Annotated in this window: 26 protein-coding genes and 2 tRNA genes; 20 read left to right on the top strand and 8 right to left on the bottom strand. The window is 33.3% G+C overall.

The window, feature by feature from the left end:
* A partial coding sequence (gene guaA / locus ACKOWY_RS01240) for a glutamine-hydrolyzing GMP synthase (RefSeq protein ID WP_408939621.1) occupies nucleotides 1–931 on the bottom strand: 931 nt, incomplete at its 3' end.
* Nucleotides 932–1,017: 86 nt separating this feature from the next.
* On the opposite strand from guaA, the gene ACKOWY_RS01235 reads away from it, so the two are divergent.
* The 6 genes from ACKOWY_RS01235 to ACKOWY_RS01210 are packed head-to-tail and all read left to right on the top strand — an operon-like array spanning nucleotide 1,018 to nucleotide 6,124.
* Complete coding sequence (locus ACKOWY_RS01235) at nucleotides 1,018–1,839, top strand: endonuclease/exonuclease/phosphatase family protein (RefSeq protein WP_408939620.1); 822 nt, start codon at nucleotides 1,018–1,020, stop codon at nucleotides 1,837–1,839.
* 55 nt (nucleotides 1,840–1,894) lie between these two features.
* Nucleotides 1,895–2,266 (top strand): fluoride efflux transporter CrcB, encoded by a 372-nt coding sequence (gene crcB / locus ACKOWY_RS01230; RefSeq protein WP_408939619.1) that lies wholly within the window; start codon nucleotides 1,895–1,897, stop codon nucleotides 2,264–2,266.
* 37 nt (nucleotides 2,267–2,303) lie between these two features.
* Nucleotides 2,304–3,308: a DHH family phosphoesterase gene (locus ACKOWY_RS01225; protein ID WP_408939618.1), complete on the top strand. Its 1,005-nt coding sequence runs from the start codon at nucleotides 2,304–2,306 to the stop codon at nucleotides 3,306–3,308.
* A 1-nt stretch (nucleotide 3,309) separates the two neighbouring features.
* Entirely contained in the window at nucleotides 3,310–3,873 is a 564-nt protein-coding gene (gldI, locus tag ACKOWY_RS01220; RefSeq protein ID WP_408939617.1) for a gliding motility-associated peptidyl-prolyl isomerase GldI, read from the top strand.
* Entirely contained in the window at nucleotides 3,873–4,988 is a 1,116-nt protein-coding gene (locus tag ACKOWY_RS01215) for a peptidylprolyl isomerase (protein ID WP_408939616.1), read from the top strand. The genes gldI and ACKOWY_RS01215 overlap by 1 nt, the downstream gene beginning before the upstream one ends.
* A 38-nt stretch (nucleotides 4,989–5,026) precedes the next feature.
* Entirely contained in the window at nucleotides 5,027–6,124 is a 1,098-nt protein-coding gene (locus tag ACKOWY_RS01210) for a peptidylprolyl isomerase (RefSeq protein WP_408939615.1), read from the top strand.
* Nucleotides 6,125–6,151: 27 nt separating this feature from the next.
* On the opposite strand, the gene ACKOWY_RS01205 is transcribed toward ACKOWY_RS01210, so the two are convergent.
* Nucleotides 6,152–6,577: a hypothetical protein gene (locus ACKOWY_RS01205; protein ID WP_408939614.1), complete on the bottom strand. Its 426-nt coding sequence runs from the start codon at nucleotides 6,575–6,577 to the stop codon at nucleotides 6,152–6,154.
* Nucleotides 6,578–6,777: 200 nt separating this feature from the next.
* Between ACKOWY_RS01205 and ACKOWY_RS01200 the strand changes: the two genes are divergently transcribed.
* The 6 genes from ACKOWY_RS01200 (at nucleotide 6,778) to ACKOWY_RS01175 (ending at nucleotide 11,391) form a co-directional block, all read left to right on the top strand.
* On the top strand, nucleotides 6,778–6,939 hold the full coding sequence (locus ACKOWY_RS01200) for a hypothetical protein (RefSeq protein WP_408939613.1): 162 nt from the start codon (nucleotides 6,778–6,780) through the stop codon (nucleotides 6,937–6,939).
* Between the two features lie 147 nt (nucleotides 6,940–7,086).
* The gene (locus ACKOWY_RS01195; protein WP_396146555.1) at nucleotides 7,087–7,362 is read left to right on the top strand and encodes a TIGR03643 family protein; all 276 of its coding nucleotides are present in this window, start codon (nucleotides 7,087–7,089) and stop codon (nucleotides 7,360–7,362) included.
* Nucleotides 7,363–7,416: 54 nt separating this feature from the next.
* Nucleotides 7,417–7,698: a TIGR03643 family protein gene (locus ACKOWY_RS01190; protein ID WP_408939612.1), complete on the top strand. Its 282-nt coding sequence runs from the start codon at nucleotides 7,417–7,419 to the stop codon at nucleotides 7,696–7,698.
* Nucleotides 7,699–7,767: 69 nt separating this feature from the next.
* Nucleotides 7,768–8,697 carry an alpha/beta hydrolase gene (locus ACKOWY_RS01185; protein ID WP_408939611.1) on the top strand — a complete coding sequence of 310 codons (930 nt, stop codon included), beginning with the start codon at nucleotides 7,768–7,770 and terminating at the stop codon, nucleotides 8,695–8,697.
* A 48-nt stretch (nucleotides 8,698–8,745) separates the two neighbouring features.
* Nucleotides 8,746–10,593 carry a peptidase M61 gene (locus tag ACKOWY_RS01180; protein WP_408939610.1) on the top strand — a complete coding sequence of 616 codons (1,848 nt, stop codon included), beginning with the start codon at nucleotides 8,746–8,748 and terminating at the stop codon, nucleotides 10,591–10,593.
* Between the two features lie 81 nt (nucleotides 10,594–10,674).
* Nucleotides 10,675–11,391, top strand: coding sequence for a DUF4369 domain-containing protein (locus ACKOWY_RS01175; RefSeq protein WP_408939609.1), 717 nt, complete (start codon nucleotides 10,675–10,677; stop codon nucleotides 11,389–11,391).
* Nucleotides 11,392–11,428: 37 nt separating this feature from the next.
* Here the strand turns inward: ACKOWY_RS01175 and ACKOWY_RS01170 are convergent, their stop codons facing one another.
* Nucleotides 11,429–12,406, bottom strand: a complete 978-nt coding sequence (locus ACKOWY_RS01170) for an FKBP-type peptidyl-prolyl cis-trans isomerase (protein ID WP_408939608.1) — start codon at nucleotides 12,404–12,406, stop codon at nucleotides 11,429–11,431.
* 79 nt (nucleotides 12,407–12,485) lie between these two features.
* On the opposite strand from ACKOWY_RS01170, the gene ACKOWY_RS01165 reads away from it, so the two are divergent.
* Together ACKOWY_RS01165 and ACKOWY_RS01160 are read left to right on the top strand one after the other, a co-directional pair.
* Nucleotides 12,486–12,863 (top strand): RNA-binding S4 domain-containing protein, encoded by a 378-nt coding sequence (locus ACKOWY_RS01165; protein ID WP_408939607.1) that lies wholly within the window; start codon nucleotides 12,486–12,488, stop codon nucleotides 12,861–12,863.
* 69 nt (nucleotides 12,864–12,932) lie between these two features.
* Nucleotides 12,933–13,430, top strand: a complete 498-nt coding sequence (locus ACKOWY_RS01160; protein WP_408939606.1) for a phosphoribosyltransferase family protein — start codon at nucleotides 12,933–12,935, stop codon at nucleotides 13,428–13,430.
* Here ACKOWY_RS01160 and ACKOWY_RS01155 read toward each other — a convergent pair.
* A complete protein-coding gene (locus ACKOWY_RS01155; protein ID WP_408939605.1) occupies nucleotides 13,422–13,943 on the bottom strand; it encodes a shikimate kinase in 522 nt (173 codons plus the stop codon). The genes ACKOWY_RS01160 and ACKOWY_RS01155 overlap by 9 nt on opposite strands.
* 128 nt (nucleotides 13,944–14,071) lie before the next feature.
* On the opposite strand from ACKOWY_RS01155, the gene ACKOWY_RS01150 reads away from it, so the two are divergent.
* Both ACKOWY_RS01150 and ACKOWY_RS01145 read left to right on the top strand, forming a co-directional pair.
* Nucleotides 14,072–14,144: transfer RNA gene (locus tag ACKOWY_RS01150), tRNA-Lys, on the top strand.
* Between the two features lie 40 nt (nucleotides 14,145–14,184).
* Nucleotides 14,185–14,267 (top strand) — tRNA-Leu (locus tag ACKOWY_RS01145).
* Nucleotides 14,268–14,475: 208 nt separating this feature from the next.
* On the opposite strand, the gene ACKOWY_RS01140 is transcribed toward ACKOWY_RS01145, so the two are convergent.
* The 3 genes from ACKOWY_RS01140 to ACKOWY_RS01130 form a co-directional block, all read right to left on the bottom strand.
* Nucleotides 14,476–14,931 (bottom strand): hypothetical protein, encoded by a 456-nt coding sequence (locus tag ACKOWY_RS01140; RefSeq protein ID WP_408939604.1) that lies wholly within the window; start codon nucleotides 14,929–14,931, stop codon nucleotides 14,476–14,478.
* Between the two features lie 198 nt (nucleotides 14,932–15,129).
* A complete protein-coding gene (gene lepB / locus ACKOWY_RS01135; protein WP_408939603.1) occupies nucleotides 15,130–15,810 on the bottom strand; it encodes a signal peptidase I in 681 nt (226 codons plus the stop codon).
* Between the two features lie 185 nt (nucleotides 15,811–15,995).
* The gene (locus tag ACKOWY_RS01130; RefSeq protein WP_408939602.1) at nucleotides 15,996–17,144 is read right to left on the bottom strand and encodes a hypothetical protein; all 1,149 of its coding nucleotides are present in this window, start codon (nucleotides 17,142–17,144) and stop codon (nucleotides 15,996–15,998) included.
* Between the two features lie 310 nt (nucleotides 17,145–17,454).
* Here ACKOWY_RS01130 and ACKOWY_RS01125 point away from each other — a divergent pair, with 310 nt between their 5' ends.
* Genes ACKOWY_RS01125 through ACKOWY_RS01110 form a run of 4 tightly spaced genes read left to right on the top strand, consistent with a single transcriptional unit; the run spans nucleotide 17,455 to nucleotide 21,138 of the window.
* Nucleotides 17,455–18,351, top strand: a complete 897-nt coding sequence (locus ACKOWY_RS01125) for a MerR family transcriptional regulator (RefSeq protein WP_408939601.1) — start codon at nucleotides 17,455–17,457, stop codon at nucleotides 18,349–18,351.
* Between the two features lie 18 nt (nucleotides 18,352–18,369).
* Nucleotides 18,370–19,830 (top strand): phytoene desaturase family protein, encoded by a 1,461-nt coding sequence (locus ACKOWY_RS01120; RefSeq protein ID WP_408939600.1) that lies wholly within the window; start codon nucleotides 18,370–18,372, stop codon nucleotides 19,828–19,830.
* A 13-nt stretch (nucleotides 19,831–19,843) separates the two neighbouring features.
* A complete protein-coding gene (locus tag ACKOWY_RS01115) occupies nucleotides 19,844–20,683 on the top strand; it encodes a phytoene/squalene synthase family protein (RefSeq protein ID WP_408939599.1) in 840 nt (279 codons plus the stop codon).
* Nucleotides 20,684–20,694: 11 nt separating this feature from the next.
* Entirely contained in the window at nucleotides 20,695–21,138 is a 444-nt protein-coding gene (locus ACKOWY_RS01110; RefSeq protein WP_408939598.1) for a sterol desaturase family protein, read from the top strand.
* Nucleotides 21,139–21,182: 44 nt separating this feature from the next.
* On the opposite strand, the gene ACKOWY_RS01105 is transcribed toward ACKOWY_RS01110, so the two are convergent.
* Entirely contained in the window at nucleotides 21,183–21,701 is a 519-nt protein-coding gene (locus ACKOWY_RS01105) for a DUF4252 domain-containing protein (RefSeq protein WP_408939597.1), read from the bottom strand.
* Between the last annotated feature and the right edge of the window lie 9 nt (nucleotides 21,702–21,710).

The following is a 21,710-nucleotide window of genomic DNA, read 5'->3' as shown; positions in this document are numbered from 1 at the left end:
TTAAATGTGCTTCTTCATCAAAGACTTCGATAAAGGCGTTTCCGATGGCTTTTCTTTTGGTTTCGGGATCTTCAACTCCATCCAAAGCCTTCATGAATCTTGCTGAAGCATCAACTCCTTTAACATTCAACCCCATGTCTTTGTATTGATGCAATACATTTTCAAATTCATTCTTGCGGAGTAATCCGTTGTTAACGAAAATGCAATATAAATTTTTTCCAATGGCTTTATTCAATAATACAGCAGCTACGGTTGAATCAACTCCACCCGAAAGACCAAGTACCACTTTATCGTCTTGAATTTTTTCTTTTAAATCTTTAACACAATCTTCCACAAAAGCATTGGAAGTAAAATTTTGAGGCACTTCAGCAATCTTCACTAAGAAGTTTTCCAAAATTTGTTTTCCATCTGTTGAGTGATATACCTCGGGATGAAACTGAATTGCATAGGTAGTCTCGCCTTCAATTCTATATGCAGCATTTTCCACATCATGGGTGCTGGCCAATTTCACTCCTTTACTTGGCAAGTGTTTGATGGTGTCGCTATGACTCATCCAAACCTGCGAATTTAGGTTCACATTATCAAAGAAAATTTCTCCTTCTTTAATGTATTCCAAATTGGCTCTACCGTATTCTCTAATATTGGAAGCAGCAACTTCACCACCCGAAAAATGGGCTAAATATTGCGCTCCATAACACACGGCAAGCAACGGAAATTTGCCTCGAATGTGCGATAAATCGATTTGTAAAGCATCTTCAGAACGAACCGAATACGGACTTCCACCAAGTATAATGGCTTTATACGAAGATAAATCTTTAGGATAATTGTTATAAGGGAAAATTTCGCAGAATATATTTAATTCGCGAACGCGGCGTGCAATTAATTGAGTGTATTGCGATCCGAAATCTAAAATAAGTACGTTGTGTTGCATGCGCAAAAGTACTAATCTTAGTTAAATTAAAAAATGTATTTTCGAATAAATTTATCATTAAATTAGCAACACAATTTATTGGTTTTATGAAGGCAAATGCAAAAAAATATTTTATTGTTCTTATTTTCATTTTAAATAGTTCACTGTTTTTTTCGCAGGTAACTATTTGCAGTTGGAACTTAATGAATTTTGGAAAATCTAAATCAAACAGTGAATTAGAATTTATTGCAAACACCATCAACAAGTACGATGTAATCGCGATTCAAGAAGTAGTTGCCGGAAATGGTGGCGCACAAGCAGTTGCTCGATTAGCTGCTATTTTACAAAATAAAGGATTTCATTGGGATTATAACATTAGCGATCCTACAACTAGTGACAACCACTCCAGTATAGAACGCTATGCTTTTATTTGGAAAACTTCCAAAGTAAAAAAAATAGGACGCTGTTGGTTGGATTTGAATTATAAAGTAGAAATAGACCGAGAGCCTTATTTTAGCACATTTGAATACCAAGGAAAACAATTTACCATTGCTACTTTTCATGCTGTTCCTAAGAAGAAAAACCCGGCCAGTGAAATTAAATATTTCAAAACATACCCTTCTTTATATCCAAAACTGAATCTTATCTTTATGGGAGATTTTAATTGTCCGCAATCGCATACGGTATTTGCGCCTTTAAAGAAAATGGGGTATTCTTCAAGCTTAGTAAATCAAAAAACTAGCTTACGCCAAAAGTGCATTCAAAATGATTGTTTGGCCTCCGAATACGATACTATGTTTTTCAATCCACAAAAAATGAAAATCACTCAATCCGGAGTAATTCCTTTTTACGAAAGTTTCAATACGCTAAAAGAAGCTCGAAAAATCTCCGATCATGCACCTATTTGGGGAAGTTTTATTTTGAAATAAATCACTAATATTAATATTAATAATAAATAGTACATTTGAAATCAAATAAACCTTTATGATAAAAACAATTTTTTACATTGGTCTTGGCGGTGCTATTGGAAGTGTTTTACGATACTTAACATCGGTATTAGTGTCTAAATATTGGAACCAATCTTTTCCTTTAGCCACCTTTTTAACCAATGTTTTAGGGTGTTTTATCATTGGAATATTTATTGGTTTACTTGAAAAAAACAACTTAGCCAATGGAAATTTAAAGTGGTTTTTAGTGACTGGTTTTTGCGGAGGTTACACCACATTTTCTACATTTGGTTTAGAAAATCATTCCCTACTTCAATCCAACCAATCCCTGCTGGCATTTAGCTATATTGCACTGAGTGTAGTCCTTGGGATCTTTGCGGTTTGGTTTGGTCTTTTTGTTTCCAAATAACATTTTTTTAACACAAAAAAATGTAATTTCGCATCCTATGAACGAAAAAGACATTCAAGCACTTACCGAATTATTGGCAACGCCAAAAAAAATTGCCATTATTCCGCATCGAAGTCCGGATGGCGATGCAATGGGTTCTACACTTGGTTTGTATCATTTATTATTGAAATTAAACCACCAGCCTGTTGTAATTGCACCCAATGATTTCCCGGATTTTTTAGCTTGGATGCCCGCTTCAGAAAAGGTTTTGGTTTATGAAAACGAACGAGAAAAAGTGACCAAACTCCTTCAAGAGCAGGAGCTTGTTTTTACTTTAGATTTTAATGCCTTGCACCGCACCGGCGAAATGGAACACGTTTTAAATAAACTCACTGTTCCAATGGTGATGATAGACCACCACCAATTACCCGATACCTACGCAACCTATACTTATTCGGATACTGCTTTTGGTTCAACTTGTGAAATGATTTACAATTTCATCGGATTTTTAAACCAAAAAGCTTTAATCGATAAAACCATTGCTACGTGTTTGTACACCGGAATATTAACCGATTCGGGGGGATTCCGATTTCCAAAAACTACGGGTACCACCCATCGCATTGCCGCCGAGTTTATTGATTTAGGTATTGATAATTCTGAAATTCCGAATCTTCTATTTGACAACAATTCGTATGATCGACTACAACTTTTAGGAAGAGCGTTACAGAACATGAAGGTTATCCCGGAGTTAAAAACATCCTATATTTCGCTTTCGCAAAAAGAATTAGACGAGTTTAATTACGTTAAAGGCGATACCGAAGGTATTGTAAACTATGGTTTAACCATAAAAGGCATTGTATTTGCAGCTATTTTTATAGAGCATAAAGAGGAAAACATCGTTAAAATATCTTTTAGATCGCAAGGAAATTTTGATGTAAATCAATTTGCTCGAAATCACTTTAATGGTGGTGGTCACATTAATGCTGCCGGAGGAAAATCGTATGATTCTCTAGAAAAAACCATTGAAAAATTTGAATCCATTTTATCAAAAACAACCATCTAGCATGAGAAATTTAAAAAGTAATTTAGTACTATTTGTAATCATAATCTTGTTCGCTAGTTGCAAACAACAACAGGCAAGAATGCCTATTTCGCATTCTTCTGGAGAATTTTTAAAGGCTTCGGCAGAACGAAATATTAAATTAATTAAAGGTGAAGAGAATAAAATTGATTCCATCATTAAAAGCAATCCAGATGTAAAATACATCGCTTCCCAAAAAGGCTATTGGTACTATTATGAAAACAAAAGCGATAAAGATACCATCCATCCAAAGAAAGGTGATATTGCTTGCTTTGATTATGAAATAAAAGATTTAGATGGCAATGTAATTTATTCGCAATTGGAATTAAAACCTCAAAACTATGTTGTAGACAAACAAAATATTTTGATGGGATTGCGACACGGAATCAAATTAATGAAAAAATCGGAAAAAGTAACTTTCTTATTTCCTTCTCACATGGCTTATGGCTATCACGGTGACAATCGAAGAATTGGAACTAATGAACCTATTATTTGTACCGTAACTTTAAATGATATTAAAAACGAAAATAAAACAACTGAAGAATAATGAAAAGAATTGCAAGTTTCGTAACCCTACTCCTAGTCATTTTATTTTCAGGATGCAAGGACAACAAACACCCTAATTTAAAAGACGGAATCTATGCTGAAATTGAAACGGCAAAAGGAACCATTTTAGTTGAATTGGAATACCAAAAAACGCCTGTAACCGTTGCTAACTTCATAACATTAGCAGAAGGAAATAACCCATTTGTTGCTGAAGAATATAAGGACAAACCCTTGTATGATGGTTTAAAATTTCACCGTGTAATTTCTAAAACCAATGGTGATGTAGAAGATTTTATGATTCAAGGTGGGGATCCGTTAGGAAATGGATCGGGTGATGCTGGATTTAAATTTAAAGATGAAATTACCGATTTGAAATTTGACAAAGCCGGTTTACTTGCAATGGCAAACTCAGGTCCGGGAACAAATGGAAGTCAGTTTTTTATCACCATAAAAGATACGCCTTGGCTTGACGGAAAGCATACGATTTTTGGTCGTGTGATTGAAAACGGAATGAAAACTGTAAATTCAATTATTCAAGATGATGCAATCAACTCAGTTAAAATTATCCGTAAAGGAGAAGCTGCTAAAAAATTTGATGCCGTAAAAATCTTCAGCGATTATTTCAAAACTGAATTAGAAAATCAAAAAAAACAAGAAGCAATTTACGCGGCAACCTATAAAAAAGTAGTGGCCGAAAAGTTGACTTTCTTTGCAAGAAATAAAGCTACTGCTACCAAAACAAGTACTGGATTAGAAATTGCTGTGTTCCAAAAAGGATCAGGAAAAAAACCGGCAAATGGGAGCATGGTCAATGTAAAATATTCAGGTTACTTAGAAAACGGAATGTTATTTGACACCAGCGATCCTGAGATAGCAGCAACTTTTGGAAAACTAGATCCACAAAGAGCTGCTCAAAACGGTTACATGCCACTTCCCTATGAATATGGATCTAAAGGCGGCATGATTCCGGGATTTGAAGAAGGATTAAGCAAACTAAATATTGGCGATAAAGCACTACTTTTCATTCCGTCTAACTTAGGTTATGGCGAAAATGGCGCTGGAAATGTAATTCCACCGAATGCCAATTTAATTTTTGAAGTAGAATTAATCAAATAAATTTCAACCTTAATATAAATCAATTTAAATAATTACCCATGAGAATTAAATTTAATATTGCTTTGTTATTTCTATTAGGATTAACCATTGCAAATGCTCAAACAAAAAAAGCTACCACCAAAACAACTGCGGTTGTAGCTAAACCACAACTTACAACTTCTGGACCTGCTGCACCAGCTATTAGCACGAAAGAAGGAATTTTTGCAGAAATAGAAACTGCAAAAGGGAAAATTTTAATCAAATTAGAATACCAAAAAACGCCAGTAACAGTAGCTAACTTTATAGCACTTGCAGAGGGTACTAACACCCAAGTTGCAGATAAATATAAAGGAAGAAAATTTTATGACGGATTGAAATTTCACCGAGTTATTAAAGACTTTATGATTCAGGGTGGGGATCCAGACGGTAACGGACAAGGTGGTCCTGGTTACGCATTTAAAGATGAATTTACAGATGCTAAATTTGATAAAGCTGGAATTTTAGCAATGGCCAATTCAGGTCCGAAAACCAATGGTTCACAATTTTTCATCACCCATAAAGACACCCCTTGGTTAACAGGAAAACACACTATTTTCGGATATGTAGTAACTGGTCAGGATGTAGTAAACGCAATTGCACAAGACGATGTTATGACTAAAGTAACCATCACTAGAAAAGGAGCGGATGCAAATAAATTTAATGCTTCTAAAGTATTTTCAGATTATTTTGCTGGTAAAGCAGAAGAAGAACGAATTCAAGCAGAAAAAGATGCTGCAGCAAGAGCGATTGCTTATGAAAAAGTAGCTAAAGATTTTGCCAATGCCACTACTACAGCTAGCGGATTAAAATATATAGTTTTACAAGAAGGTACAGGTGCAATGCCTGTAGCGACTAGTAATGTAAAAGTTCATTATACAGGTTCTTTCCTTGACGGAAAAGTATTTGACAGTAGTGTTCAACGTGGTCAACCAATTGATTTTGGTTTAAACCAAGTTATTCCAGGCTGGACAGAAGGAGTTCAATTAATGAAAGAAGGAGCGAAATATAAATTTTTTATTCCTTATAACTTAGCTTATGGTGATCGCGGTGCAGGCGGGGTAATTCCTCCAAAAGCCGATTTGATTTTTGAAGTGGAATTAATCAAAATAAACAACTAAAAAAAAGCCCTCAAATGAGGGCTTTTTTTATTTAAACTTCCATTCAAATTCGTCATTATCATTTATGATAGCACCAATTTCAATACGAATGATTTTGCCATATTCCGATTGCAAAACCAACCAATTGCTTTCATTAAAATGGTTTTCGGTGGAATCAAAATCTTCTTGCTCCCAAGTTTTAAATGGCAATTCATTTTTTACCTCAGCTACTTCCCTACCCAGAATTTTCTTACCCAACAAAGTTGCCTCCGGATGTGAGGTAATAATATATCCTAACCTCATTTGTTCATCTTCATAGAAGCTAATTCTAATTTGTTGCTTGTTATATAAATAAATAATGTTGTGATCATCATCTTCAAATTGCTTATCGGGGGAACCATACAAAGCAATAACCTCTTTTTGCTTCATGCCAAAAAGAAGTTGATCTACTCCATTCTTAGGATTTACTATCATAATATAAAATTTATACAAAGTTCGGTTTTTTTTCTTTTGAATCAATTAATGTGACAACGTAAATTCCAATAACAGAATTAAAAATTAATAACAGAAATAAGTATATTTGTATATAACCTTAATTAATATATATTTTGAATTTCACACCCACCGAATTGATTGGCTATTTAGCCTCACTAATATTAATGATCTCTTTTTTAATGAAAAACATAATAACTTTAAGAATCATCAATTCTATAGGTGCGGTTTTGTTTATTATCTATGGTGTGATGTTGGCAATTTCTTGGCCCATTATTATTACAAATGCATTTATTTTGTGTGTAAATTCCTATTACTTAACGAAGCATTTCCAAAAATCTTAGATTTCAAATTTAATTTTGAACCATTTTTTTTATTTTTAACTATTATAAATTTAATTGAACATAAAAAAGTAATTATTTTTTTTCTTAATATTGAATTATAATTGAATCACAAATAATACCATTAACACTAACAGTGCTTTTCGACTAATGAAAAAAAGTAAAAGAGTAGAGCTAGACAACGAACAAATAGAACGTGTTATCAGCATGGCCCAAGAGGAAAGAAAACCTTTTGAAGTATTGAAAGCAGAATTTGGAATTACCGAAAATGAAGTAACCGAATTAATGCGAAAAAGATTATCCAAAGACAACTTCGAACTTTGGAAAAAGAAAGTTACCGCAAGCAAACCAAAGCCAAAACCAATGGTTGACGATGATTTTGACGATTTGGACGGTAAATATTACATGAAAAACAAATTCGATTAAAAATTTAACTCTTGTTCAACAAGAGTTTTTTAGTTTTCTATCGAATTTTGCACCATGCAAGAAAAACAATTCACCGAAATTGAAATTGATCGTATCATTGAAATGGCATGGGAAGACCGAACCCCATTTGAAGCCATAACCTTTCAATTTGGAATCTCCGAACAAGAAACTATTGCAATTATGCGACGCGAAATGAAAGCGTCAAGTTTCAGAATGTGGCGCGAACGTGTGCAAGGCAGAGCAACTAAGCATGCAAAATTGCGCGTAAACGGAATTGATCGATTTAAATGCAAACTACAAAGACAAATTACCCATAATAAAATCTCGAAGCGATAAGTAATTATCGCTTTTTTTTAACACTTAATGTAGGAACAAAAACGTAATTTTGTTTTAAATTTAAATGTTATGAAAAAACTATTTTGGCTTCTGTTACTTATTAATAGCATTGCTTTTTCACAAGAAACCATTACAAAACAAGAAATAGAAGTGAATTCCCTTATTAAAGGAACCCTCTTTTCTCCTCAAAAGGAAGCTTCCAATACTAAACTAGTTATTTTAATTGCAGGTTCAGGCCCTACTAACCGAAGTGGAAACAGTACCGTTGGCGGCATCAACAATTCTTTGAAATTTTTAGCAGAGGGTTTGGCAAAAAACGGAATTGCCGTATATAGTTATGATAAAAGAATTTTCGCACAAATGATTGCCAAAACTTTAGATGAAAAAACGTTATCATTTGAAGATTTTATCAAAGACGCCAAAGATGTGGCAACCTATTTTAGATCACAAAAAAAATATTCTAAAATTATCATTGCCGGTCATAGTGAAGGTTCTCTTATTGGGATGGTTGCTGCTCTAAATAATGCCGATGGTTATATTTCAATTGCTGGAGCAGGTAGATCTATAGACGAAGTATTACTTGAACAATTAACAAAACAATCACCTTCAATAAAAGAAGAGGCGCAAAAGGGGCTCGCTTCCTTAAAACAAGGCAAAACTTTTGAAAGTAAAAACCCTATGTTAAGCTCTCTATTTAGAGAAAATGTGCAACCCTATATCATCTCATGGATTAAATACAATCCGCAAGTAGAAATTGCTAAACTTTCTATTCCAATATTAGTTATAAATGGAACTAAAGACATTCAGGTTCCTCCAAGTGATGCCGAATTACTGCATGCTGCTTATCCAAAATCTGAATTAAAAATCATTGAAAATATGAATCATATTTTTAAAGAAATTAAAGTAGATGAAGACAATCTAAAATCATATAACAACCCCAACCTACCCGTTATGCCTGAATTAATTTCTAGTATAACGCTATTTATTAATTCCATTTAATTGTAACAAATTCAATTATATCAAGACGAATAATTCAAATTAGAAATTATGAAAAAAATTATTTTAGGAGTAGCTATTGCAACTTTGTTTATTAGTTACCAAACTTCGGCGCAAGCAAAAAACAATCAGAAAGTAGCTGTCTCTATTGACCTAACCAATGTTAAAGACGACAAAGTTCAGGTTACTGTTTTAGCTCCAGCAATTACAGAAAAAGAAATCGTTTACAATCTACCAAAAATCATCCCAGGAACCTATTCTGTTGATGATTACGGAAAATTTACAGATGACTTCACAGCTCTAGATTCCAAAGGAAATGCACTTGAAGTATCTAAATTGGATGAAAATTCATGGAAAATTAAAAACGCATCCAAATTAAACAAAGTAACCTATTGGGTTAACGATACCTTTGATATTGAAGGTAATGGAGGTTTTGGAAAAGGAGTGTTTTCTCCTGCAGGAACCAACATCATTGAGGGTAAGAATTTCTTAATTAACAACCATGGATTTGTTGGTTATTTTGAAAATAAGAAAGATATCAATTACCAAGTTACTATTACCCACCCAGAAACATTATTTGGAGCAACTTCACTAGTGGATACTGATAATAGCGCCACATCGGATGTGTTTTCAGTAGCGCGATATAATGACTTAGTGGACAACCCAATTATGTATTCTGCTCCCGATTATACAACATTTAATGTAGATGGAATGGATATTTTATTTAGCGTATATTCCCCTAATGGCAAACATTCTGCTAAAGAATTATCACCTGCTTTAGAAAAATGCATGCGCGCTCAAAAGAAATTTTTAGGTCCGATTAACACCAATAAAAGATATACCGTTCTTTTATATTTATCAGACATGAATATTAAAGATGCTAAAGGATTTGGTGCTTTGGAACATAATAGTTCGACTTCGGTAGTTTTCCCTGAATTAATGCCAAACTCTGCACTTGGAAAAGAACTAATCGATGTGGTTTCGCATGAATTTTTTCATATTGTAACTCCGCTAGGTGTACATTCAAATGAAATACATTATTTTGATTTTAATGCTCCAAAAATGTCGCAACATTTATGGATGTATGAAGGAGTAACCGAATATTTTGCCAACTTATTTCAAGTAAATCAAGGACTTATCACAGAGGAGGCATTTTACAAAAGAATGATTGGAAAAATCAATAATTCAAAACGCTTAAATGATACCATGCCATTCACCTTAATGAGTGAAAATGTATTGGTTGAACCCTACAAAGACCAATACTTAAATGTATATGAAAAAGGTGCATTAATCGGAATGTGTGTGGATATTATTATTCGCGAAAAAAGCAATGGCGAAAGAGGGATATTGGATTTAATGCAAAAATTAACCAATGAATACGGTCCAAAAAGACCTTTTAACGACAAAGATTTGTTTGCCAAAATAACCGAATTTACTTATCCAGAAGTGGGTGAATTTTTAAATACCTATGTTGCTGGACCAACACCAATAAACTATGATTCCTTCTTTGCAAAAATGGGAGTAGCTAAATCTAAAATTAAAAAAGCAATCAATCCATTTATTTATAAAAAATCGGCTGGAATTACCGGAACGAGCAACAAAGAAATCAAAGTAAAATCAAATTCAGATTTGAGTCCTTTCTTGACTCAATTGGGATTAATTGGTGACGATATTATTACTTCAATTAATGGTACAAATTACAATTTAGATCAAATCTCTGATTTAATGACCGCAGCGCAATCATGGAAAGACGGTGATGCAATAACCATGAAAATTAAAAGAGACGGAAAAGAAATGACGCTTTCTGGAAAAGTAATTTTATCATTTGAAGAATCTGAAGGGTATTTTAATGTAGATGCTTCAAAGGCAGCACTTAAAGATGCTTGGTTAAAAAAATAATCTAAACTATTTCATATTTAAATCCTCGGTTTATGTTATAAATCGAGGATTTTTTTATTATTTTGCCGAAAATAAAAAACCATGCAAAAAACAATTAGCGCCTTATTATCTATTGCTTTTCTTTTCTCTTGTTCGGAGAAAAAAACAGATAAAAACCTTCACATTACAGGAAATATTAAAGGATTCAAAAAAGGAACTTTATACATTCAAAGAATTGTTGACACCTCACTTGTAGCAATTGACACTATAAAAATTGATGGTGATTCGCATTTTACAAGTGATTTAAAAATTGATTCACCAGAAATGCTCTATCTATTTATAGACCGAGGAGTTACCAATTCGGTAGATACTAATTTGCCTTTCTTTGTTGAGCCTGGTACTATCAATATTGATACCTCATTGGATTTTTTCACTGCCGATGCAAAAATTTCGGGTTCAAAAAATCAGGAGCTTTATGATGAATACAAAAAAGTTGTGTCGCGCTATGTAGACCAAAATTTAGAATTAATTCAAAAAAGATTCACTGCTTACAAAAACAACAACACCGCTGAATTAGCTAAAATTCAGGAGGAACAAGATGCTATTTTAAAAAGAAAATACCTTTACACAACCAATTTCGCTGTAAATCATTCCGATTATGAGGTAGCGCCTTATTTGGCTGTTGCCGAAATTTACGACATCAATTTGAAATTCTTAGATACCATTCAAAAATCAATGACACCCAAAGTGGCAAAATCATTATACGGTAAGAAGCTGGACAAACTAATTATAGAAAGAAAAAAATTAGAAGCTAAATAATAAAAAAAATCCCGTTCAAATTGAACGGGATTTTTTTTTAATGACAAGCTGGGTCAATATGTTTTCTAACACGATTCGGATTGGTAGCAGTACCACTACAATCTGGAATCATATTATATAAGTACAATCCCCCCGAAGGATTTTTGATTTCTATACGAGTCATCACGTGATCTCCATCATCATCAATATCATACATATTGGCATAACCATCACCATCCGTATCTAAAAATGGTACATCAGTTACTACCGCTCCCGTGTTGTCCTTTTTATATAAATTATCAGCCGGATTTTCTTTCCATCGAATAAGCGGACTAATCGTAGGATCTAACTTTCGCTCATCCTTAGATAATACTCCATCTCCATCTTGATCTCTGTATCGTAATTCATGCAATTTAAATGAAAAGATAATTGGCGAATACGTTGGGATTGTTCCTGCAGAAAAATTGTAATACGCAAGACCTGAAGGTAAAAACATTACACCCGCACCATAATTATCAAAAGTAGTTGGATTCCCTCCTGTACCTGGCGTATAAGTTCCTGTATGGAAGTTAGGTAAAATATGAGACCATCCAGTAATTACTTCCTGAAGTCGGAACCAAGTAGGTGTAACCGCTTGATCAAATGTGGTACTTTTTAATAATTTTATTCCCTTGTAAGAAACGTGTACAGAATCTACTTGCGTAGGACGGTCTTTTGTTCCCTCTCTAAATTTGATGAAATAAATTTTGTAATTAATACCATCTTCGGTTACCGTAGTGTCTTTTAATTGAAAAGCGCTATCGGTACGAATTGAAGAGTGGCCACTTGATGGCAACAATGTATCAAAGGTAACATTGTATTCAGAATCAAAAGTCAAATAATGCGTATCAATGTAAGTATCGATAGAAGCAAGATCTGTTGCATATTGGGTAGCATAATCTCTCAGAACCTCAGGCTCTGTACTCGAACTACTTGAACAAGCTGCTATTCCTACACAAATTGCAAAAACCGAAAGTATTTTAAAAATATTATTCATTATTCATCAAATTTAAGTGCGCAAGATACAATATTGATTTATTTTTGTAAAGGATTTAACGTTGATTTTAGATAAATTTATGAGAGTAGATAAATATTTATGGTGTGTGCGGTACTATAAAACCCGAAATATGGTTACCGAAGCTTGCAAGAAGAACCACATTACTGTGAATGGTCAAGTAGCAAAAGCATCTCGAGAGGTTTTTCCAACAGATAAAATCACCTTTAGAAAAGACCAAATTGTTCACATAATTACCGTATTGGATATTCCAGATAATCGAGTGGGCGCCAAACTTGTTGCTATTTATCGAAAAGATGAAACCCCTGCCGAAGCCTTTGCCCATTTGGAATTACTGAAATTATCAAAAGAACATTACAGAAAAACCGGAACTGGAAGACCTACCAAAAAAGACCGAAGGGATTTGGATGAATTAGAATTCAATACCGATATCGAATAAATAAGTAATATTTCATAAAACAATTCCCAACAAACAATCTCTTTTTTATCTTTACCAAAAATTATTTTTATGACAGCAAATAAAATATTAACTCATACTGAAATTGATCACAAAATTAAGCGTATCGCTTTTCAAATTTATGAAACTTTCGTAGAAGAGGAAAGCATTGTTATTGCCGGAATTGCTTCTAATGGGTATGTTTTTGCTGAAAAAATTGCTCGAGTTTTACAAACTATCGCTCCGCTTGAAGTAATTCTGTGTGAGGTGAAAATGAACAAACAAAACCCCAATTCAGAAATTAGCACTTCCATTGCTAAAGAAGTATACCAAAATAAAGGAATCGTGCTGGTTGATGATGTTTTAAATTCGGGCTCTACCTTAATGTATGGGGTTAAACATTTTCTAGAAGTGCCGATTAAGAAATTTAAAACTGCCGTTTTAGTCGATCGAAATCATAAAAAATATCCAATTAAAGTTGATTTTAAAGGCATTTCTTTGTCAACTTCGTCACTCGAACATGTAACCGTTGTTTTTGATGAAAATGATAGTTACGCGGTATTAAACTAATAAATTGGCGATTTCATTCGTAATTTCTTCTACACTTTTATGATCTACACTAACCGTGTAGGTTGCTTGATTGTAATAATAATTTCTATCAAAAAGGTGCTTGGCTATAAATTCTGAAAGGTCTTTCGAGCTGATATTTGCCAACAATGGACGTTTGGCTTGGTCTTTCTCTAGCCGATTCGTTAAGGTAGCAATAGAAGCCTTTAAATAAATCGAAACCACACCTTCTCCTTGCAGCAACTCATGGTTGTTGTAATAACATGGAGTTCCGCCACCCGTACTAATTATAAAATCATTTGAGGTATCTTGAAGCAGCTCTAAAAAAAGTGTTCTTTCTAGTTTTCGAAAATACAATTCGCCGTGCTTTTCAAAAATCGCTGCCACCGAAAGATTGCATTTTTTTTCAATACAAGCGTCCAATTCTACGAAAGTCCTGTTCAATTTATGGGCTAATTGACTCGCAATAACCGACTTTCCGCTGCCCATATAACCAATCAAAACAACTTTTTTCATAGAATAAAACCTTATATACTAAGGCATTAAGAGATAATAATAAAAAAAGGCAAATTTAAAACAAAATTGCTTTGAAAAATAAATATTATCGTCATATATTTGCACCCGCGTTCAAGGAAAATAAAAAAGACTCGATAGCTCAGTCGGTAGAGCACATCACTTTTAATGATGGGGTCCTGGGTTCGAGCCCCAGTCGGGTCACAAAAAAAGTCGAGCATTTGCTTGACTTTTTTTTATTTAAGGCCACGTGGAGAAACGGTAGACTCGCCATCTTGAGGGGGTGGTGCTCGCAAGGGCGTGTGGGTTCAAATCCCACCGTGGTCACGAATACAACAAAATGCAACTAAAATAATCGAGCGAGCTTGAACTTATTTTATTTGCATTTCTTTTTTCAAAGCGGAGCTTTGTGAAGAAAAACGAAGTCAATAACTTCGTACTACCATATAAAAAAGTGAACTTACTAAAAACTCACACCCGAGCGTAGCGAACGGACGAAGTAATTGCGAGAAACCGCTGTTAGCCGTTCGGTTTTTTATTTATGATAATTGTCGAACTCTTTTCTGTCAGAGTTATTAAAAGGAAATTCAAATCCTGTTTGCTTTATTTCAATATCATAATCTCTTATTGATGAAAACTTATTTTCTGGCATAAAAGCAAATAACAATTCCAAACTAATTAGTAAAGATGCAACAATAAACAAAGTAACAGAGATTAATTTTCTAATTGTAAATGCAATTAAAAATTTATTTATCAAGTAAACTATTCCAAAGATTACTCCAAAATAAATTATTAAGTCGGCAATTAACTCTAGGATAAAATATTCTTCAGCCATAGAAGTGTAAAATGCTGGCGCTTTATATATAAATGGGAATCCATACATTATTCCGTCAGTGCCATCAACAACATCTACAATCCACCACTTCGAAAAAAGTAAGAAGATTATTATTGTTAAAGGCAACACTAAATTTATTATTAATTTTCTGTTCACTTTTCGTTTTTTTCTGCGTTCCGCCAAACTGACGGCTAACGTTCCGCAACTACAAGAAGTTGCGAAGTTCGGAACTTTTTATTTTCTGTTAAAGATAAAAATTCTTGCGAAATGTAAACGTGAATTTACCACAAAATTCGCACCCGAGCGCAGCGAACGGATGAAATAATTGCTTGTAGCGTGTGTTGTGTGACGTTTTTAATTCCCAATCAAAACTGCCAACACATCTGATTTATCAATTAAACCAATAAATCTTGAATCTTCCGAATTATCTCTATTATCTCCGATTAGAAATAATTTCCCTTTTGGAATTATTAAAGGGCCAAAGTTATCTTTATTCCAATCACTTTTATAGATAGATTTAATGTATTCATTTGCTTGTCCTTTTTCTTCAATTTGTCTTGCCGAAGTGACTTTATACTTCACAGCAACTAAATCTGAAATATAGCATATGACATTATTTTCATCAATCTTGAAAGCAAAAAAATCATCTGAAATATTTTCTGCTAATTTTATTTCTTTGTATAGTTTTTCGGATATTTTATAAGCATGAATATGATCGATCCCGCTATCAATATTGATTTTATTTAGGAATACTATACCATGTACAATTTCTAAAGTATCATTTTCCATTCCGCAAATTCTATGAATTCTAGTTTCTCTTTTTGAAGAATTATCTACATAATTATAGCTAATAAAGTTGCCTATTTTTGGAGTAACTACATTTGATAAAAATATTCTTGAACCTAATTTTAAGTTAGGTTCATTTGCGATTGTAGAATTTGTAAATACTTTCAAACCATTGTTTTGAGAGTTTATAGTTTGAGAAATAATTATTATTCCAACATTAATAAATATCGATTTTAAAAATTTATTCATTTTTTGACTTTATTATTTTCAGGTTATTTTGGTCAATGTCACAGAACGTTTCGCAGCTACAAGAAGTTGCGTATTTCATTCACTGACAATTACAAATATAGACAAAAGTTTGTTTCAACAATTACCATTTCTGATAAATCCCATGCCTAGCAATTTCTTGTAACTGCTGTTAGTGGCTGTTTTTTCTATTTACAATATTGCTTTTCTGCTTCTAAAACCATTTCGTTATTGTCGCCTAAATTGATTGCCTTTTGTAAATCTGAACAAATCTTTTCTTTTTCAGATGCTGAAATTTCTGCTTTCTTTTTTGAAGCTATAACAGTTACTTCACTATTTTCAAGTAATTTTCTATCACCACCAAACTCATATTTTCTAATTCTGGCAAACGCTCTGTTCGCAATTGCAAAAGTCATATATGGTTCTATTATTAATGCTTTATCAAAATCGGCAATTGCTTCATCAAATTGCATTTCGTTTAATTTCAAAGTTCCTCTTGAAAAATATGCTTCCGCATATTCGCTATCCAATTCGATTACTTTGTTACAATATTTAATTGCTGATTTTCTATCATCATTTTGATTACTTTCATTACTTTTTTTCATTAATTGAGTAATTTTTTCAAGCCTTTTGTCAGGAGTAATTTTTCCGTTTTCTCCAGTCTCAACTGATAAAACCTTTCCTGTTGAATAGAAAATTGTACTTTCTCCATTAACTACGCCGTTTTTATAATTTGTTCTCTGCTTTATATTTCCATTAGGAAAATAATTTTCCCAAACTCCATCTTCTTTGCCATTTATTAAAACGCCTTTTTGTTTCAAAGTTCCATCTTCATAATATTCTTTTTCAAGTCCATCAGAAATGGAATTTGTATAAAATCTTTCAAGAGATAATTTTCCGTTTTGATAATACATTTTGCGCAAACCTTCAAGCTTTCCATTTTTCAATATTCCTTCTCCTTGAATTCTTCCACTATAATAATAATCAATAAATTTTCCATTATAAATTTCATTATTATAATACCAAACGCCATTTTTTCTTTCCATCTGTTTAGAAGATGGAATTTGTTTTATTTCTTCTGGTCTTTTTCTGTATTCTTTTGTATAAATGAAAATTGCTCCATCAAATTTCTCAAAACCAAGAGTTTTTAAACTGTCCTTGTTTTTTATTACATTCATATCTGCAATATCACTTTCGGTTATTTCGTTACCTTTTTCTGGGTCTTCACGAACAGTAATTTTATCTACTATATAAACTATATTTTCAGACTTATTTTGCCCAAAACTTTTTATTGTTAAAAGTAATATTCCTATTGTAAAAAATAATATTTTCTTCATTTTTTCCTTATTCCTATTGAGTTCTGACAAAATAGTCACTAACTAGTATATAGGCGCTATAAACATTCGCTTATCACCCCAAATTTGGGTAGATTGGCGCTATAAACCAGGTATTATTATTCAAATGTAATAAAAATTATTACAAGTTACCAATAGAGCAGAGCTTTGTAAAGAAAGACGAAGTCAATCCCAAAGAGATCAAAATAAATAAAAGCCCAAAACACTGTTTTGGGCTTTTATTATTTAATTATACATTATTTTTTCATTTTGTTTACTATTTTCATTACTTTTGTTAAACAAAATAAAAGCCATGAATAACGTAAAAAATACTTTTAGTATTAAAGATCTAGAAAATTTAACTGGAATAAAAGCCCATACCATTCGTATTTGGGAGAAAAGATACAATATTTTAGAGCCATTACGAACCGAAACCAACATACGCTATTACGATCTTAAAGGATTACAAAAAATACTCAACATCACTCTTTTGCACGATTATGGGTATAAAATCTCTAAGATATCTAAATTACCACCCGAAAAAATTCCGGTATTAGTAAACGAAATAATTTCTACAAAAAGTGTCAAAAATCACGCCATTAGTTCGTTTAAAATGGCCATGATGAACTTTGATCAGAAACTATTTTTAGATACTTATAACAATTTACTTTCCGATAAATCTTTTAGAGAAATATTCTTTGAGGTGTTTATTCCGCTTATGGAGGAAATCGGGTTTTTATGGCAAGCCGAAACCATTAGTCCTGCACACGAGCACTTTATAAGTTATTTGATTAAACTGAAATTGTGGGTGAACACCGAAAACATTCAGAGTAACGAACCAACCAAAAACGATAAAATTTTTGTACTGTACCTTCCTTCGGATGAAGTGCACGAACTTGGTTTAATGTACCTTAATTATGAATTGATTTTTAGTGGATACAAAACCATTTACCTTGGAGAGAGTGTGCCGCTAGACAGTTTGAAAGACATTAAAAAGTATTTCAACAACATTGTTTATGTATGCTACAGCACGGTAGAACCGCACAAAGAAATTCTAGGCACTTACGTTAAAGATTTGAAAGAACAAATTTTAGATGACGACTCTAAAGTTTGGTTTATTGGAAGAAATTCCCAATATATAGACGAAAAATTACGTGATGAAAAAATACGCGTATTTGAAAATATCACTGAGTTCGTACAGGAAATATAATTCCATATCCAAAAAAAAATGAATAAAGACATCAAAATAATAGGTTCGGGATTTTCTGCTTTGGCAGCATGCTGCTATTTGGCACAACAAGGAAATACGGTTACTATTTATGAGAAAAACGACACCATAGGCGGCAGAGCGAGACAGCTTAAAAAAGACGGATTCACATTTGATATTGGCCCGACTTGGTACTGGATGCCCGATGTTTTTGAACGTTTTTTTGCTGATTTTGGAAAAAAGCCTTCCGATTATTATGAGCTGATTAAGCTTTCACCAGCTTACCAAGTGTATTTTGGCGAATTGGATTTTGTGACCATTGCCGATAACCTTCCCGAAATAATCGACACTTTTGAATCTATTGAAAAAGGAAGCGGAGCCAAGTTGCAAGCCTTCATGAAAGAAGCACAAAGCAACTACGATATTGCCATTAAAGATTTGGTTTATCGTCCTGGGGTTTCTCCATTAGAATTGGTAACGGTAGAAACTGCACTCAAAGTGAACCAGTTTTTTGGAAACATTTCCAAAGACATTCGCAGACGTTTTAAAAACAAAAAATTAATTCAAATATTGGAATTTCCGGTGTTGTTTTTAGGAGCTAAACCTTCCGATACGCCATCGTTTTATAGTTTCATGAACTTCGCCGATTTTGGTATGGGAACTTTTCATCCTAAAAACGGAATGTACTCGGTGATTCTTGCTATGGAACATTTAGCGAAAGAACTTGGCGTAAGCATTCAAACCAATTCGAATATTGAAAAAATAGAAGTCGAAAATGGTAAAGCCGTTGGAATTGTAGTTAATGGCGAATTTATTCCTGCCGACATCGTGCTTTCGGGTGCCGATTACCACCATTCTGAAACTTTATTGGATGCAAAACACCGCGCTTATTCGGAAAAATACTGGGAAAAGAAAACATTTGCACCGTCCTCACTCCTATTTTATGTTGGTTTAGACAAAAAAGTTGCCAATGTAGAACACCATTCTTTGTTTTTTGATGTAGATTTTGATGTGCATGCTAAAGATATTTATGATACGCCAAGATGGCCAGACGAGCCGTTATTTTATGCCAGTTTTCCGTCAAAAACCGACACGAATTCGGCTCCAGCCGGAAAAGAAGCTGCGATATTTTTAATTCCGTTGGCACCTGGTTTGGATGATACTCCAGAGCTAAGAGAAAAATATTTCGACATCATTATCAGACGATTAGAAAAATTAACGCAGCAAGAAATCAAAAAAAATATTATCTTTAAAGAATCTTTTTGTGTAAACGATTTTATTAAGGACTATAATTCATACAAAGGAAATGCCTACGGAATGGCCAATACGCTGTTGCAAACAGCATTTTTAAGACCAAAATTAAAAAGTAAAAAGGTAGAAAGCCTCTATTTTACTGGGCAATTAACCGTGCCAGGACCTGGTGTTCCTCCGGCCTTAATTTCAGGTAAATTGGTCGCCGATTTAATTAAAAAACAGCCCTAAATTATAGAAAACTATGAAATCTTTATTTGATACCGTATCATTTGAATGCAGTAAAAATGTAACTCGTGCGTACAGCACTTCTTTTTCATCTGCAGTAAAAATGCTTGCTCCAACAATACGGCAAGATATTTATAACATCTATGGCTTTGTGAGATTTGCCGATGAAATTGTAGATTCGTTCCACGATTACAACAAAGAAGAATTATTTGATTTATTCGAAAAAGATTTGGCTGCCGCATTGGAAAACAAAATCAGTTTGAATCCAATATTGAATTCGTTCCAACATACCGTTCACAAATTTCAAATTCCGGAAGATTTAATTTCGGCTTTCATGAAAAGCATGAAAATGGATTTGGTAAAAACCAAATACCATACCGATGCTGAATATAAAGAATACATTTATGGCTCTGCAGATGTAGTGGGATTAATGTGTTTGAAAGTATTTGTTGGTGGTGACGACAAAAAATATCAAGATTTAAAAGAACCGGCAATGCGATTGGGATCTGCATTCCAAAAAGTGAATTTTTTACGCGATCTTAAAGCCGATTATGAAGATTTGAGTCGAACTTATTTTCCAAATACCGATTTGAGAAAATTAGACGAAGCGTCAAAAAATCAAATCATCGCAGAAATTGAAGCCGACTTTGAGGCGAGTTACCAAGGAATAATAAACCTTCCAATAGAAGCGAAGTTTGGTGTTTACACTGCTTACATCTATTACAAAAAGTTGCTTTCTAAATTAAAGAAAACACCATCTGCGGAAATTAAAAACACGCGTATTCGCGTTTCTGATTACCAAAAAATGCAATTATTTGCAAAATGTTATTTCAATTATAAATTAAACGCCATTTAATTACCCCTCTCATGACACTTCAAATAGTAGTTTTTATCGCAACCTTTTGTATTATGGAATTCATGGCTTGGTTTAGCCATAAATATATCATGCACGGCTTTTTATGGGTACTTCATGCCGATCACCACAAGAAAGACCACGATTCCTGGTTTGAAAGAAACGATGCGTTTTTTATTTTTTATGCGGTTGTTAGTATTGGTTGTTTTTTACTTTGGCAAAAAGGAATTTTCGAACTTGGTATTGCCGTAGGACTTGGAATTTTTGCTTACGGATTGGCTTATTTTATGGTACATGATATTTTCATTCACCAACGCTTTAAACTTTTTAGAAACGCAGATAATAGGTATTCACGTGCGGTGCGAAGAGCACATAAAATGCACCACAAACACATTGGAAAAGAAGATGGAGAATGTTTTGGAATGCTGGTTGTTCCTTTTAAATACTTCAAAAAATAAAAAAATCCCGATGAAAACATCGGGATTTTTTTTAGAATACTATTTTATTTTTTGCCGAGCTTTTTTAATTCTGCTCCACCGGGTAATTTCATTTTATCTGTTAAAACGGATATTTCATTTAAGTCGATTGCACCGGTAATTGACATCAACACACTTTCTTCTTTTCCCGCGCCGTCCATAAACAGCAGCAACTCCTTCACTTCACTTTCAGATGCGCCTGGTTTTACATATATTTTTACAATTTTTCCGCCTTCATTTAATCGCATCAACTCATTCAAACCGGCAGTTTTAGAATAATTATCCGCATCCGCTTTCATGTCGCTGCTTTTTTTATTATTTGAAGTAACAAAAACCTTTAAATCATCTAATTTTTTAATCAGGTTGATGTATTGCTGTGTTTCTTTGTCATTTGTATTGACATTACTCAACAAAGAAAACATCTTTTTATTCACCAAAATGGTGCTTACATCTTCTTGATTTTCGTATTTATCAAATACCGATTGCGCAAAAAAAGTATTCGAAAAAAATACTAATACGAAAACTATTATTCTATGTATCATCATGATTTCTAC

The organism is Flavobacterium sp. (assembly GCF_046073885.1).
In the GTDB taxonomy this organism is placed as follows: domain Bacteria; phylum Bacteroidota; class Bacteroidia; order Flavobacteriales; family Flavobacteriaceae; genus Flavobacterium.
This window is presented reverse-complemented; position numbering and strand designations above follow the sequence as displayed.

What these genes read in the sequence shown, in the direction of transcription:
- ACKOWY_RS01235 (WP_408939620.1), top strand. Translation starts at nt 1,018, where the DNA reads ATGAAGGCAAATGCAAAAAAATATTTTATTGTTCTTATTTTCATTTTA.
- crcB (WP_408939619.1), top strand. Translation starts at nt 1,895, where the DNA reads ATGATAAAAACAATTTTTTACATTGGTCTTGGCGGTGCTATTGGAAGT.
- ACKOWY_RS01225 (WP_408939618.1), top strand. Translation starts at nt 2,304, where the DNA reads ATGAACGAAAAAGACATTCAAGCACTTACCGAATTATTGGCAACGCCA.
- gldI (WP_408939617.1), top strand. Translation starts at nt 3,310, where the DNA reads ATGAGAAATTTAAAAAGTAATTTAGTACTATTTGTAATCATAATCTTG.
- ACKOWY_RS01215 (WP_408939616.1), top strand. Translation starts at nt 3,873, where the DNA reads ATGAAAAGAATTGCAAGTTTCGTAACCCTACTCCTAGTCATTTTATTT.
- ACKOWY_RS01210 (WP_408939615.1), top strand. Translation starts at nt 5,027, where the DNA reads ATGAGAATTAAATTTAATATTGCTTTGTTATTTCTATTAGGATTAACC.
- ACKOWY_RS01205 (WP_408939614.1), bottom strand. Translation starts at nt 6,577, where the DNA reads ATGATAGTAAATCCTAAGAATGGAGTAGATCAACTTCTTTTTGGCATG.
- ACKOWY_RS01200 (WP_408939613.1), top strand. Translation starts at nt 6,778, where the DNA reads ATGAAAAACATAATAACTTTAAGAATCATCAATTCTATAGGTGCGGTT.
- ACKOWY_RS01195 (WP_396146555.1), top strand. Translation starts at nt 7,087, where the DNA reads ATGAAAAAAAGTAAAAGAGTAGAGCTAGACAACGAACAAATAGAACGT.
- ACKOWY_RS01190 (WP_408939612.1), top strand. Translation starts at nt 7,417, where the DNA reads ATGCAAGAAAAACAATTCACCGAAATTGAAATTGATCGTATCATTGAA.
- ACKOWY_RS01185 (WP_408939611.1), top strand. Translation starts at nt 7,768, where the DNA reads ATGAAAAAACTATTTTGGCTTCTGTTACTTATTAATAGCATTGCTTTT.
- ACKOWY_RS01180 (WP_408939610.1), top strand. Translation starts at nt 8,746, where the DNA reads ATGAAAAAAATTATTTTAGGAGTAGCTATTGCAACTTTGTTTATTAGT.
- ACKOWY_RS01175 (WP_408939609.1), top strand. Translation starts at nt 10,675, where the DNA reads ATGCAAAAAACAATTAGCGCCTTATTATCTATTGCTTTTCTTTTCTCT.
- ACKOWY_RS01170 (WP_408939608.1), bottom strand. Translation starts at nt 12,406, where the DNA reads ATGAATAATATTTTTAAAATACTTTCGGTTTTTGCAATTTGTGTAGGA.
- ACKOWY_RS01165 (WP_408939607.1), top strand. Translation starts at nt 12,486, where the DNA reads ATGAGAGTAGATAAATATTTATGGTGTGTGCGGTACTATAAAACCCGA.
- ACKOWY_RS01160 (WP_408939606.1), top strand. Translation starts at nt 12,933, where the DNA reads ATGACAGCAAATAAAATATTAACTCATACTGAAATTGATCACAAAATT.
- ACKOWY_RS01155 (WP_408939605.1), bottom strand. Translation starts at nt 13,943, where the DNA reads ATGAAAAAAGTTGTTTTGATTGGTTATATGGGCAGCGGAAAGTCGGTT.
- lepB (WP_408939603.1), bottom strand. Translation starts at nt 15,810, where the DNA reads ATGAATAAATTTTTAAAATCGATATTTATTAATGTTGGAATAATAATT.
- ACKOWY_RS01130 (WP_408939602.1), bottom strand. Translation starts at nt 17,144, where the DNA reads ATGAAGAAAATATTATTTTTTACAATAGGAATATTACTTTTAACAATA.
- ACKOWY_RS01125 (WP_408939601.1), top strand. Translation starts at nt 17,455, where the DNA reads ATGAATAACGTAAAAAATACTTTTAGTATTAAAGATCTAGAAAATTTA.
- ACKOWY_RS01120 (WP_408939600.1), top strand. Translation starts at nt 18,370, where the DNA reads ATGAATAAAGACATCAAAATAATAGGTTCGGGATTTTCTGCTTTGGCA.
- ACKOWY_RS01115 (WP_408939599.1), top strand. Translation starts at nt 19,844, where the DNA reads ATGAAATCTTTATTTGATACCGTATCATTTGAATGCAGTAAAAATGTA.
- ACKOWY_RS01110 (WP_408939598.1), top strand. Translation starts at nt 20,695, where the DNA reads ATGACACTTCAAATAGTAGTTTTTATCGCAACCTTTTGTATTATGGAA.
- ACKOWY_RS01105 (WP_408939597.1), bottom strand. Translation starts at nt 21,701, where the DNA reads ATGATGATACATAGAATAATAGTTTTCGTATTAGTATTTTTTTCGAAT.